This window comes from Streptomyces phaeochromogenes (genome assembly GCF_001418655.1).
GTDB classification, from domain to species: domain Bacteria; phylum Actinomycetota; class Actinomycetes; order Streptomycetales; family Streptomycetaceae; genus Streptomyces; species Streptomyces phaeochromogenes.
Genome location: NZ_LIQZ01000087.1, coordinates 36784 through 49475, shown reverse-complemented (window position 1 = coordinate 49475; position 12692 = coordinate 36784). Strand labels below are relative to the sequence as shown.

The 12692-nt window shown below is 69.4% G+C and carries 11 protein-coding genes and 1 pseudogene; 5 read left to right on the top strand and 7 right to left on the bottom strand.

Annotated features, from left to right (window positions below; translation table 11 throughout):
- Positions 1-2 precede the first annotated feature (2 nt).
- The 5 genes from AOK17_RS12775 to AOK17_RS12755 all read right to left on the bottom strand — a co-directional run bounded on the left by AOK17_RS12775 (position 3) and on the right by AOK17_RS12755 (position 5578).
- Positions 3-1055, bottom strand: a complete 1053-nt coding sequence (locus tag AOK17_RS12775) for an iron-siderophore ABC transporter substrate-binding protein (protein WP_055612537.1) — start codon at positions 1053-1055, stop codon at positions 3-5.
- Between the two features lie 110 nt (positions 1056-1165).
- A complete protein-coding gene (locus tag AOK17_RS12770; protein WP_055612536.1) occupies positions 1166-2005 on the bottom strand; it encodes an ABC transporter ATP-binding protein in 840 nt (279 codons plus the stop codon).
- A gap of 45 nt (positions 2006-2050) precedes the next feature.
- A complete protein-coding gene (locus tag AOK17_RS12765) occupies positions 2051-3139 on the bottom strand; it encodes a FecCD family ABC transporter permease (RefSeq protein WP_055612535.1) in 1089 nt (362 codons plus the stop codon).
- Positions 3136-4191 carry a FecCD family ABC transporter permease gene (locus tag AOK17_RS12760; protein ID WP_055612534.1) on the bottom strand — a complete coding sequence of 352 codons (1056 nt, stop codon included), beginning with the start codon at positions 4189-4191 and terminating at the stop codon, positions 3136-3138. The genes AOK17_RS12765 and AOK17_RS12760 overlap by 4 nt, the downstream gene beginning before the upstream one ends.
- Before the next feature lie 52 nt (positions 4192-4243).
- Complete coding sequence (locus AOK17_RS12755; RefSeq protein ID WP_079052978.1) at positions 4244-5578, bottom strand: lysine N(6)-hydroxylase/L-ornithine N(5)-oxygenase family protein; 1335 nt, start codon at positions 5576-5578, stop codon at positions 4244-4246.
- A 257-nt stretch (positions 5579-5835) separates the two neighbouring features.
- Between AOK17_RS12755 and AOK17_RS12750 the strand changes: the two genes are divergently transcribed.
- The 4 genes from AOK17_RS12750 (at position 5836) to AOK17_RS12735 (ending at position 9913) form a co-directional block, all read left to right on the top strand.
- A complete protein-coding gene (locus tag AOK17_RS12750; protein WP_055612532.1) occupies positions 5836-6783 on the top strand; it encodes a methionyl-tRNA formyltransferase in 948 nt (315 codons plus the stop codon).
- A 142-nt stretch (positions 6784-6925) separates the two neighbouring features.
- On the top strand, positions 6926-7948 hold the full coding sequence (locus AOK17_RS12745; protein WP_245697119.1) for a FecCD family ABC transporter permease: 1023 nt from the start codon (positions 6926-6928) through the stop codon (positions 7946-7948).
- An 83-nt stretch (positions 7949-8031) separates the two neighbouring features.
- Positions 8032-9051, top strand: coding sequence for a FecCD family ABC transporter permease (locus AOK17_RS12740; protein WP_245697127.1), 1020 nt, complete (start codon positions 8032-8034; stop codon positions 9049-9051).
- Positions 9052-9055: 4 nt separating this feature from the next.
- Entirely contained in the window at positions 9056-9913 is an 858-nt protein-coding gene (locus AOK17_RS12735) for an ABC transporter ATP-binding protein (RefSeq protein ID WP_055612529.1), read from the top strand.
- Between the two features lie 91 nt (positions 9914-10004).
- Here the strand turns inward: AOK17_RS12735 and argB are convergent, their stop codons facing one another.
- Positions 10005-10820, bottom strand: coding sequence for an acetylglutamate kinase (gene argB, locus AOK17_RS12730; protein ID WP_281198602.1), 816 nt, complete (start codon positions 10818-10820; stop codon positions 10005-10007).
- A 143-nt stretch (positions 10821-10963) separates the two neighbouring features.
- Positions 10964-11107 (bottom strand): annotated as a pseudogene (locus AOK17_RS12725) (methionyl-tRNA formyltransferase); the annotation flags it as partial.
- A gap of 85 nt (positions 11108-11192) precedes the next feature.
- Between AOK17_RS12725 and AOK17_RS12720 the strand changes: the two are divergent.
- Positions 11193-12542, top strand: a complete 1350-nt coding sequence (locus AOK17_RS12720; protein ID WP_055612527.1) for a lysine N(6)-hydroxylase/L-ornithine N(5)-oxygenase family protein — start codon at positions 11193-11195, stop codon at positions 12540-12542.
- The last annotated feature ends 150 nt before the right edge of the window (positions 12543-12692 follow it).

The following is a 12692-nucleotide window of genomic DNA, read 5'->3' as shown; positions in this document are numbered from 1 at the left end:
CCTTAGCCGGCCGCCGACTTGACGAGCTCGTCGACCGCGTACGGCATGGACAGCAGGGTGCCCTGGGAGATGGCCGCGCCGATCGCCGGACCCTCACTGTCCAGCAGGTACGTGACCTTGCCGTTCTTCACGGCGTCCAGGTTGGTGAACAGCTTGAACTTCTTGAGGGCGGCCGTGTCCGCCTTGTCGTTGATGACGAAGATGCGGTCGACGTCGACCAGGTCGATGCGCTCGGGGGACAGCGCGACGGAGAAGCTGCCGTCCGCGACCTTGTCGATCTCGGTCTGGTACTTGTAGCCGATGCCCGTCAGCAGCTGTCCGCGCACGTCGGTGGAGGTGAAGGGGTTGACCGCGTCCTTGTACCAGGACAGCGCGACGGCCTTCTGGTCGGCGAACTCCGGGTGTTCCTTCTTGGCGGTGTCGAGCTGGGCCTGGATAGCCGCCACCATCTTCTCGCCCTCGTCGGCCTTGCCGAGCGCCTTGGCGATCTGCAGCGCGTTGTCCTGCCACGGAGCGCTGAACGGCTCCTTCTCGGCCTTGGTACGGCCCACCGTCGGGGCGATCTGGGAGAGCTTGTCGTAGGCGGCCTTGTCGACCTCGGAGTAGACCGCGATGATCAGGTCCGGCCGCAGGGCCGCGATCTTCTCGTAGTTGGGGCCGGCGTCACCGTTCTTCATGATGACCTCGGGCTTCGTGTCGCCCCACTTGTCCTTCACCCAGGGCCACTGGGTGTTGATGTCGGGGCTCTGGCCCGCCGGGTTCGGGTACTGGTCGACCATGCCGACCGGCTTGATGCCGAACGCCAGGACGCTCTGGTCGTCCGTGTAGCCGACGGTGACCACGCGCTTGGGGGCCTCGGCGACCTTCGTGGATCCGAACGCGTGCTCCACGGTGACCGGGAACGCGCCGGACTTGGCAGCCGGGGCGCTGTCGTCGGACTCGTCCTTCGAGTCGGAACCACATCCCGCGAGAAGACCGACGCCGAGCGCCGCCGCGGAAACCGTCGCCGCCAACCGCCGCCAGGGCTTCATACGCGTCGTTCGAAGGAGGAACATCCCAGATCCCTTGCTTTAGCGCCGTCCGCTGCACCCTGTCTTAGGGCAGGCAAACCTTATCCTGGCGAAGTGAGGTTAGCCTAGCCTAACTTCATCATCTTTATGCGGATCTAGTCGAGTTGGACGTGAGCGCGGCCTATCGGCACGATGAGCGGCCGGTCGCCGACCGGATCGTCGATCACCTTGGCGCGCAGTCCGAACGCCTCATGGAGCAGTTCGGCGGTGATCACGTCACGCGGATGCCCCTGCGCCAGGATCGCCCCCTCCCTCATCACGACGAGGTTGTCGCTGTAGCGCGTGGCGAGGTTGAGGTCGTGCAGCACCATGACCACGGTGCACCCCGACTCGTGCAGGTCGTCCACCAGGTCGAGCACGTCGATCGCGTGCGCCAGGTCCAGGTACGTGGTCGGCTCGTCGAGCAGCAGCAGGTCGGTGCCCTGGGCCAGGGTCATCGAGATCCAGACGCGCTGCCGCTGTCCGCCGGACAGCGAGTCGACCGGACGGTCGGCGAGGTCGGACACCCCGGTCATGGCCAGCGCGCGCTCCACGACGGCGACGTCGTCCGAGGACCACTGCCGCAGCCAACTCTGGTGCGGATGGCGGCCCCTGGCGACCAGGTCGGACACCGTCAGCCCCTCGGGCGCGACCGGCGCCTGGGGCAGCAGCCCGAGCTTCTTGGCCACGTCCCTGGTCCTGAGCTTGACGATGTCGTCGCCGTCGAGCACGACCGTCCCGCTGGTCGGCTTGAGCAGTCGCGACAGGGTCCTCAACAGGGTCGACTTCCCACAGCCGTTGGGGCCGATGACCGTGGTGATCACCCCTGGGGGTATGGCCACGTCGAGCTCGTCGATGACGATCCGGCCGCCGTACCCGACCGTGACGCCCTTTGCTGCCAGCCGCGAGGTGTCACCGACCCCGGCCTCGACCTCGGCGATGTGCTGCGCGGCCACGAATCCCCCTCTGCCTACTTAGGTCTGCCTAACTCTTTGTACCAGTTATCTGAGATTCGCCCGCACCAGGAGATAGACGAGGAAGGGGCCGCCGATCGCGGCGGTCACCACACCGACCGGGAGACTGATGGGCAGTGCCGTACGTGCCACCAGGTCCGCACCGATCAGGAGCAGCGCCCCGACCAGCCCCGAGGCCACCATCGGCGGCGTCGGACATCTCGCCAGCCGCATCGCCACCTGCGGCGCCACCAGCGCGACGAAGGGCACCGGGCCCGCCGCGCTCACCGCCGCGGCGGCCAGCAGTACCGCGCACAGCAGCAGGACGGCCCGCACCATCGAGTACCGGACGCCGAGGCCCGCGGCGATCTCGTCGCCGAAGTGCATCGGCTTGAACTGGAACGCGACGCTCGCCACGACGACCAGGAGGACGAGCGTGCACCAGAGCGCGATCCGGACCTCGCCCCACGACCGGTTGTCCAGCGAACCGACCAGCCACGCCTGGGCCTTGGCCACATCCCGGATGTCGGCGGTGACCAACAGCCAGGTCGTGATCGCCTCCATCACCGCGCTCACCGAGATGCCGATGAGGATGAGCCGGAAGCCGTCGACCCCGCGCCGCCACGCCAGGAAGTACACCAGCAGACCCGTGCCGAGCCCGCCCAGGAGCGCCGCCGCGGACAGGCCCACGGAGCTGACGATCGCCGTCGCGGTCCCGCCCGACACCGTCACCAGGAACACCGAGACCGCGCTGGCGCCCCCGGTGACCCCCAGAATGTCCGGGCTGGCCAGCGGATTGCGCGCGATGGACTGCGTGATCGCGCCGGACACCCCGAGGGCGATGCCCACGACGAGCCCGGCCAGGGCGCGCGGCATCCGCAGGTCCATGACCACGAACTCGTCGACCCGTTCGCCCCGGCCGAGGATCGTGGCGATCACCCGGTTCAGGCCGATGGGGAAGTCCCCCACGCCAATGGACACGCAGAACACCAGGAAGGTCGCCGCCGCCAGCAGCAGCGTGACGAACACGATCAACGGCCGCCATACGAACGAGACCTGGCCGAGCCGCACACCCGGCGCCACCGATGGATTCACGTCTGGCTTCACGTCAGGCTTCTTCACATCAGGCCCGTTCATGCGTTCTTGAACTTTCCGCGCCACACCAGGACCGCGAAGAACGGAGCGCCCAGGAGGGCGACGAGGACACCCGCGTCCAACTCGCCCGGCCGCACCACCAGTCGCCCCACGATGTCGCAGACCAGCAGGACGATGGCGCCGAGCAGTCCCGCGTACGGCACCAGCCAGCGGTAGTCAGGACCGGTCAGGTACCGGGCCACGTGGGCCACCATGAGCCCGAGGAACGCGATGGGGCCGCACGCCGCCGTCGCCGCGCCCGCGAGCAGGGTGATGGCGACGATGCCGACGGTCCGGCTCAGCGCGATGTTCACTCCCAGGCCCCGCGCCACGTCGTCGCCCAGGTTGAGCAGGTTGAGGGAGGGCAGCATGGCCAGGGCCAGCACCAGCCCGACCGCGATGAACGCGGTCACCGGCCAGATGACGTCGAATCCGACGCCGGCCACGGAGCCCGCGTTCCAGAACCGCAGCGCGTTCAGCGACGCCAGGTCCGTCAGCGCGACCGCGGTGGTCATCGCCGCGAGGAACACCGTGATCCCCTGCCCGGCCAGCGCGAGCGTCAGGGGATTGCCGGCGCCCCGGCCGATGCTCGCGAGGCCGAACACGACGACGCCGGCGACCGCCGCTCCCAGGAACGCGAACCAGACGTACTGGAACGGGTTGGAGAGCCCGAACACGGCGATCACCGACACCACGGCGAACGAGGCACCGGCGTTCACGCCCAACAGGCCCGTGTCCGCGATGGGGTTGCGCGTGTACCCCTGGATCAGCGCTCCGCCGACCCCCAGCGCGATGCCCGCCACGATCGCGAGCACCGTCCGGGGCACCCGCACGGTCCGCACGATGAGCCTGATCTCGGTGAGCCGCTGGTCGGAGTCGGGCGCCGCGAACAGCCCGTGCCACACCTCGGCGGGGGTCAACGCGCGCGCACCGACAGCCAACGACACCACCCCCGCGGCCACGAGGACCACCACCAGCATGCCCAAACCCACCACCCGCCGCCGGCGGGCGTCTGTGCCCCTGGGCGCGGGGCGCTCAACCGCAGTCGTGCCCATGGCGAAGTACGTTATCCCTATTGATCCACCGGAGAAGCATGGCCTGGGCGTTTCACGCGGCGACCGTCCGGGCCTCGTCCGAGGGGGACTTCACTCCCCGGGCGAGGAGCGAGTCCAGGATCTCCCCGACCCTGGTCGCGGTGTTGGACAGCAGGGACGACGTGATGCCGTGCGTGTGCTCCGTACCGCCCTGGAGGTAGATGCCGCAGCGCAGTTCGGGGTCCGTCACGATGCGGTAGTCGCGCTCGACGCGGACGCGGCCCTCGTCGTCGCGCAGGCAGTGGTCCGCGACCTCGCCGAGGAGTCCGAGGGGGTCGGCGGGGCTGTAGCCGGTGGCGAAGACCACGACGTCCGCGTCCAGGACGGTCTCCTCGCCGGTGACGAGGGACGTCACGGTGGCACGGGCCGTGTCCTGGGTCTCCTTGACGTCGGTCAGCCGGGACACGTTGAGGAAGCGCAGCCGCTCGGTGCCGAGGACCTTCTCCTGGTACGTCTGCCGGTACAGGTCCTCGATCAGGTCTATGTCCACCACCGAGTAGTTGGTGTTGCCGTGGTAGTCCATCAGGCGCCGCTTGACGTTCTCGGGCGCCGCGAAGTACTCGTCGACCGCCGCGGGATCGAAGATCCGGTTGGCGAAGCTGCTGTCGTCGGCGGGGCTGTAGCCGTAGCGGGAGAAGACCGCGCAGACCTCGGCCTCGGGGAAGCGGCGGTGCAGGTAGGCGACGTTCTCGGCGGCGCTCTGACCGGCGCCCACGACGATGAACCGGGAGGGCGAGGTGCCCTCCAATTGGTCGACCTTCGCCAGCAGTTCGGAGTTGTGCCAGACCCGGTCGCCCGTCTCGACACCCTCCGGCATGAGCGGACGCATCCCTGTGCCGAGGACCAGGTTGCGGGCCCGGTGGACCGCGAGACCCTCCGCCGACCGGACCGTCACCTCCAGGTGCTCCACGACTCCGTCACGGACGACGGGCGCGACGCCGACGACCTCGTGGCCGTAGGAGACCGCGTCCTCGACCTGGGCCGCGGCCCATTCCAGGTAGTCGTGGAACTCGACCCGCAGCGGGAAGAGGTTCTTGTGGTTGATGAAGTCGATCAGCCGGCCCTTGCTCTTCAGGTAGCAGAGGAAGCTGAACTCACTGGCCGGGTTCCGCAGCGTCACCAGGTCCTTGAGGAAGGACACCTGCATGGTCGCGTCGTCGATCAGCATGCCCCGGTGCCAGCCGAAGCACGGCTGCTGCTCGAAGAAGTGAGCGGTGATCGCCTCCTGCTCGCCGGCTCGGGCGTTGTGCTCGCCGAGTGCGATCGCCATGGCCACATTGGACGGTCCGAAACCGATGCCAATGAGGTCGTGGACCAGTGGTGCGTCATCAGGAAGAACCTGTGACATGTCACTCCCATCGTGCGGGGCAGTCGCCTGTCAGGCGGGGGGGAAGGTACGAGGTGCGAAAGGCGGGCATGCCAACGGGCCGAGCCCACCGGGAATTTAGGTTAGCCTAAGCTAATCTCATAAGGCTGTCGACCGGACGAACCGGGCAATCCGGCACCGGCGGTCGCCAACTGGGGCAGTACGCACCCCCGTTGCATACTAAGGTAAGCCTTGCTTTACTGACCCCGGTCCATCCCCTGCCTTCGAGGAGGAACCCCATGCGGGTCGTCATGTTCGGTTACCAGACCTGGGGGCACCGCACCCTGCAAGCCCTCCTGGACTCCGAACACGACGTGGTGCTGGTCGTGACCCACCCCAAGAGCGAGCACGCGTACGAGAAAATCTGGAGCGACTCCGTCGCCGACCTCGCCGAGGAGCACGGCGTCCCGGTGCTGATCCGCAACCGCCCCGACGACGACGAGCTGTTCGAGCGCCTCAAGGCGGCCGACCCGGACATCCTTGTGGCCAACAACTGGCGGACCTGGATCCCTCCGCGCATCTTCGACCTGCCGCGCCACGGCACACTGAACGTCCACGACTCGCTGCTGCCGAAGTACGCCGGCTTCTCCCCGCTGATCTGGGCCCTGATCAACGGCGAGCCCGAAGTGGGCGTCACCGCGCACATGATGAACGACGAACTCGACGCGGGTGACATCGTCCGCCAGGAGGCCGTTCCGGTCGGACCGACGGACACCGCCACCGACCTCTTCCACAAGACCGTCGACCTCATCGCCCCGGTCACCGTCGGCGCGCTCGACCTCATCGCCGCCGGGCAGACGGAGTTCACCAAGCAGGACCGGTCCCAGGCCAGCTTCTTCCACAAGCGGGCCGCCGAGGACATCCGCATCGACTGGGCCTGGCCGGCCGAAGACCTGGAGCGCCTGGTCCGCGCCCAGTCCGAGCCGTACCCCAGCGCCTTCACCTTCCACAAGGGCAAGCGCATCGAGGTCCTCGCCGCCGTGGTGTCCCAGGGCCGCTACGGCGGTACGCCCGGCCGCATCTTCTACCGCGAGGGCGAGGGCGTGGTGATCGTCGCCGGAGCCGACGCCCGCACCGGCCGCAACCACGGCCTGGCCATCACTCGCGTACGGACCGAGGACGGCCGCGAGCTGCCCGCGACGCAGTACTTCACCTCCATGGGCGGCTACCTCACCACCCGCCCCTGATACCCCGGCCCCAGCACGGTCCCGAGGGCCGGCCGGACGCCACCGCCGTGCGGAACTTCCCGTCTCCGCACGGCGGGGGCGCTCCCTCTACGATTCGGGCCCGCCCCACCCAAGGGAGTCGGCCGTTGGAGAAGACAGCAAGGTGACAGGCAAGAGAGCGCGCCCTGCCCTTCTCGTGGCGCTGCTGGGTGTCGTCCTGGCCGTCCTCTGCCTGCTGTCGCTCGCGCTCGGCGCGGCCAACATCCCGCCGGACCAGGTGATCCGGGCCCTGTTCGGCGACGCTCCGAGCCGTTTCGTGGACAACGTCGTCTGGACCGCGCGCGTCCCGCGTACCGCCCTCGCGCTCGCGGCGGGCGCGGCTCTCGGCCTGGCCGGTGCACTGATGCAGGCCCTGACCCGCAACCCACTCGCCGACCCCGGGGTGCTCGGGGTCAGCGCCGGCGCCTCCTTCGCCATCGTGCTGGCCGTCGGCGTGCTCGGGATCAACTCGCTGTACGGGTATGTGTGGTTCGCGTTCGCGGGAGCGCTGATCGCCACGGTGGCCGTCTATCTGCTGGGCGGTCTCGGGCGGTCCGGGATGACCCCGGTGAAACTGGCGCTCGCGGGAATCGCCGTCACCTCGATGCTGTGGTCGTTCACCCAGGCCATCGTGCTCACCGACGTGGACGCGCTCAACAAGTTCCGCTTCTGGTCCGCGGGTTCGCTCGCGGACGCGGACAACGGCATGGTGTGGCGGGTCCTGCCCTTCCTCGTCATCGGCGCGGTGCTGGCGCTCGCCTGCGCTCCGGCCCTCAACAGCCTCGCCCTCGGCGACGACGTCGCGGCCTCGCTCGGCCGGCGCCTCGGCCTGGTCCGGCTCGCGGGCGTCGCAGCGGTCACCTTGCTGACGGGGGCCTCGGTCGCGGTCATCGGCCCGGTCGTCTTCATCGGCCTGGTGGTCCCCCATGTCGCGCGTGTGCTCGCCCAGTCGGCGGGCATCGGCCCCGACCAGCGCTGGCTGCTGCCGCTGTCCGCGATGCTCGCCCCCAGCCTGCTGCTCACCGCCGACATCCTCGGACGCCTGGTGGCACGGCCCACCGAGATCCAGGCGGGCGTACTGGTCGCCTTCATCGGCGGCCCGTTCTTCATCGCCATGGTCCGCAGACGCAATCTGGCGGAGGTGTGAACGTGCCGAACCCGAAGCAGGCGCTCAAATCCCGCCCGGTTCCCGACGATTCGCCCGGTGGCCCCCGCTTCCGCACCTACCGGCTGACCCTGCCGCCCGTCTCCGGTGTCTTCCGCCCCCGGCTGGTGGCCCTGTGCGCGGTGCTGACCGCCGCCACCTTCCTGCTGTTCTGCTGGGGCCTGACGACCGGCGACTATCCGATCGGCTTCACCGACGTCGTACGAGCCCTGGTGGGCTCCGGCGACCCCGGAACCGTCCTCGTGGTGCGGGAACTGCGGCTGCCGCGCGCCCTGGTCGGACTGTTGGCCGGGATCGCCTTCGGTGTCTCCGGCGCCCTGTTCCAGACCATGACCCGCAATCCGCTGGCCAGCCCCGACATGATCGGCCTCACCCAGGGCGCGGGCACCGCCGTGGTCGCGGGCATCGTGCTGGGCTGGGACGGCGGCCTCGGCACCCAGGCCCTCGGACTGTTCGGCGCCCTGGCCACGGCCCTGATCGTCTACGCGCTGGCCTGGCGGCGCGGCACCACCGGATACCGCATCATCCTGGTCGGCATCGGCGTGGCCTGGATCTGCACGAGCGCCACCGACTACCTGGTGGCCAAGGGCGGACGTTTCCAGGCACAGGCCGCCCTCGGCTGGCTGGTCGGCAACCTCAACGGCCGTACGTGGGACCAGGTCGGCCCGCTCGCCGTCGCGCTGGCGGTGCTGCTGCCGACGGCACTGCTGCTCGGCCGGCTGCTGCGCACCCTCCAGCTCGGCGACGACGTGGCCACCGGCCTCGGTACGCGCGTACAGCCCGTCCGTCTCGCCATCCTGCTCGCCGGTGTCGGACTGATCGCGTTCGCCACCGCCTCCGCGGGTCCCGTCGCGTTCGTGGCGCTCGCCGCGCCGCAGATCGCCCAGCGGCTGGCCCGTACGGCCTGGCCGCCGACCGTCGCCTCGGGACTGACCGGGGCGCTGGTGGTCCTCGGCGGCGACCTCGTCGCCCGTACGCTCGTCCCCGGCACGGAACTGCCGGTCGGAATCGTCACCGGAGTGCTCGGCGCACCGGTCCTGCTCTGGCTGCTCGCCCGCGCCAACCGCGCGGGTTCAGGAGGTTGAACCCATGTCGGCTGATCCCACGCCGGCCGATCCCCGGCCGGCCGGCCGCGTGCCGGCCCCCGACCCGGACCTGCGCGCGAGCGGTCTGCGGCTGGCCTACGACAACCGGCTCGTCGTGGACGGCCTCGACCTGGCCGTACCACCGGGCCGGATCACGGCCATCGTCGGCGCCAACGCGTGCGGCAAGTCCACCCTGTTGCGCGCCCTCGCCCGGCTGCTGGCGCCCAAAGAGGGAGCCGTCCACCTCGACGGCCGGGCCATCCGGTCGATACCGAGCAGGGAGCTGGCCCAGCGCCTCGGCATCCTGCCGCAGAGTCCGCTCGCGCCGGAGGGGCTGACCGTCATCGACCTGGTCAACCGCGGCCGTTCACCACATCAGACCTGGTGGCGGCAGTGGTCGAAGGCCGATGAGCAGGCCGTGCGCCGAGCCCTGGACGCCACCGGCATGACGGACCTCGCGGACCGGCCCGTCGACGAGTTGTCCGGCGGCCAGCGCCAGCGTGCCTGGATCGCCATGGCGGTCGCCCAGGGCACCCCCGTACTGCTGCTCGACGAGCCGACGACGTATCTGGACCTGGCCCATCAGATCGACGTACTGGACCTGATCACCGACCTCAACCGGCGCGAGAACCGCACGGTCGTCATGGTGCTCCACGACCTCAACCAGGCCTGCCGGTACGCCGATCACGTCGTCGCGATGAAGTCCGGACGGATCGTCGCCGAAGGCAGTCCCGCGGAGGTCATCACCGCCGCCACCGTCGAGGACGTCTTCGACCTGACCTGCCAGATCACGACGGACCCGGTCAGCGGCACCCCGCTGGTGATCCCGATAGGGCGCCACCATGGAGCCCGGGCCCGTTAGGGGCGCGGGGCTGTGCCGATGTGCGGCTCCGCCGCGGGGCGTGGCCGGCCCCACACACCCGCAGCCGAACAGCCCCGCTCCCTGCGGAGCTTCAGGGCAGGATCGTCGTCCCCGTTCCGACGACACCGGCCAGCCCGTCGAGCAGCGCGTGCGGCGCACGCCCGTCGAGCACCCGGGCCGCTCCGACCCCGCCCCTGACGGCCCTCAGACAGGCCTCCATCTTGGGTCCCATGCCGCCGTTCAGCCCCGGCAGCAGCCGCTCCAGCTCACCCGCGCCGATCCGGTCGACGATTTGGTCGCTCTCGGGCCAGTCGGCGTACAGCCCGGGAACATCGGTGAGGACGACCAGGATCCGCGTCCCCAGGGCCGCCGCCAACGCCCCGGCCGCCGTATCGGCGTTGACGTTGTAGACCTGCCCGTCCTCGCCCCGGCCGACGGAGGAGACCACCGGGATGTGACCGCTGTCGAGCAGGATGCGTACGACCGCGGTGTTCACCCGTGCCACGTCCCCGACGAGCCCGATGTCGACGGGCTCACCGGCCACTTCGGCATACCGCTTGACGGCGGTGAGGGTGCGCCCGTCCTCGCCGCTGAGGCCGACGGCGTACGGGCCGTCCTCGTTCAGCAGGCCGACGAGTTCCTTCTGGACCTTGCCGGACAGCACCATGCGGACGACCTCCATGGTCTCCGGAGTGGTGACCCTGAGCCCGTTCAGGAAGGACGACTTGAGGCCGAGCCGGTCCAGGTGGGCGCCGATCTGCGGACCGCCGCCGTGCACGACGACCGGTCTGACACCGGCCCGCCGCAGGGTGAGGACGTCCTGTGCGAAGGCCCGCCGGAGCGTGTCGTCGGTCATCGCGTGGCCGCCGTACTTGACGACGACCGTGTGTCCGCGCAGGGGTTCCAGCGCCGCGAGGCGATCGGTGAGATCGGCCGCGGAGGACGTGACCTCGGAAGACGCGGCATCGAGGGAGGTGGCCGATTCGGCCACGACGGCCCCGTTCACGGACGTGCCGTCAGGTGGCCGCCCACGGTGCGGAAACAGTCGGCCGCCACGGAGCCGTCCCAGATTTTCTCGTATACGTGGTCGCTCTTCGGGTGGGCCACGGCCGTGACCACCTCGTGGCCGGAGTCCAGCAGAGCCTGGAGCGTGCGGCGCCCCAATGTCTGATGGCCGAACATGACGACCCGCATCGTCGATCCTCTCCTAGGACACACCATTGCAAGGTAAGGCTAACCTTATTTAACATCAGTGGCGCCTAGGGGAAGGAAAGTTGCGGTGAACGCACTGCATGACGAGCCGGACGCCATCCTTGACGTGCTCGGTATAGGTTTCGGGCCGTCAAATCTCGCACTGGCCATTGCGGTTGAGGAACACAACGCCCAAGTCGCTCCGGAGCACCGGATCCGCGCGGGATTCCTGGAGCGCCAGCCGTCGTTCGGCTGGCACCGGGGAATGCTCATCGAAGACGCCACGATGCAGGTGTCCTTTCTCAAGGACCTGGTCACCATGCGCAACCCGACCAGCGACTTCAGCTTCCTGTGTTTCCTGCGGGAGCGGGGCAGGATGGTCGACTTCCTCAACGCGAAGACGCTGTTCCCGTTGCGGATCGAGTTCCACGAGTACTTCGAGTGGGCCGCCGCCCGGGTCGCCCACCTCGTCGACTACTCCGACGAGGTCGTGTCGGTCGACCCGGTGGCCGGACCCGACGGGGAGGTCCGCTGGCTTGATGTGGTCAGCCGCGTGCCCGGCGCCCCCGAGCGGACCATCACCCGCAGGGCCCGGAACATCTCGGTGGCCGTCGGTCTGGAGCCGCACCTGCCACCGGACACCGCCCTGTCCGACCGCATCTGGCACAACAGCCAACTCGTTCCGCGGGTACGCGAGTTGAACGAGTCCGGTACCCCGGTGGGCCGCGTCCTGGTGCTCGGCGCGGGCCAGAGCGCGGCCGAGGCCGTGGACTATCTGCACCAGTCCTTCCCCGAGTCGGAGATCTGCGCGATCTTCGCCAAGTACGGGTACACGCCCGCCGACGACAGCCCGTTCGCCAACCGGATCTTCGACCCGGAGGCGGTGGACGTCTACTTCCGCTCCAAACCGGAGGTGAAGCAGTCCCTGGTCGACTACCACCGCAGCACCAACTACTCGGTGGTCGACATGGATCTCATCGAGTCGCTGTACGCGACGATGTACCGCGAGAAGGTGCAGGGCCGTGAGCGGCTGCGCCTGCGGAACGTGTCCCGCATCCGGGACGTGCGCAGTCTCGACGACCACCTTGAGGTCACCGTCGAGTATCTCCCCACCGGGGAACGGGAGGTGATCTCCGCGGACCTGCTCGTCCACGCGACCGGCTACCGCCCCAGGGATCTCGACACCCTCCTGGGCAGGACCGCGAAACTCTGCCTGCGGGACGACAAGGACGCCGTGCGCGTCGGCCGCGATCACCGTGTCGAGCTCACGCCCGACGTCACGGCGGGCATCTATCTGCAGGGCGCGACCGAGCACACGCACGGACTGACCTCGACCCTGCTGTCCACCACGGCGGTCCGGTCCGGGGAGATCCTCGACTCCCTGCTCGCCCACCGCACGGCCGACCTGGCGGACGACCTCACCGCGCGAACCGGCTGAGGACGCCCTCGACGGCCGGGTGGGACGGCACGGATCCATGTGTCGTCCCACCCGCACGGCCGCCGTCGACTCCACGCCCCCTCACCGGGCAATACCGATTAACTTAAGGTAGCCTCACCTAACTTTTCTGCGTCCTAGTCCCGGAGGGAT

Bases quoted from the DNA above. Each gene is read 5' to 3' on its own strand.
- AOK17_RS12765 (WP_055612535.1), bottom strand. From the start codon at position 3,139: ATGAACGGGCCTGATGTGAAGAAGCCTGACGTGAAGCCAGACGTGAAT.
- AOK17_RS12760 (WP_055612534.1), bottom strand. From the start codon at position 4,191: ATGGGCACGACTGCGGTTGAGCGCCCCGCGCCCAGGGGCACAGACGCC.
- AOK17_RS12750 (WP_055612532.1), top strand. From the start codon at position 5,836: ATGCGGGTCGTCATGTTCGGTTACCAGACCTGGGGGCACCGCACCCTG.
- AOK17_RS12755 (WP_079052978.1), bottom strand. From the start codon at position 5,578: ATGTCACAGGTTCTTCCTGATGACGCACCACTGGTCCACGACCTCATT.
- AOK17_RS12735 (WP_055612529.1), top strand. From the start codon at position 9,056: ATGTCGGCTGATCCCACGCCGGCCGATCCCCGGCCGGCCGGCCGCGTG.
- AOK17_RS12775 (WP_055612537.1), bottom strand. From the start codon at position 1,055: ATGTTCCTCCTTCGAACGACGCGTATGAAGCCCTGGCGGCGGTTGGCG.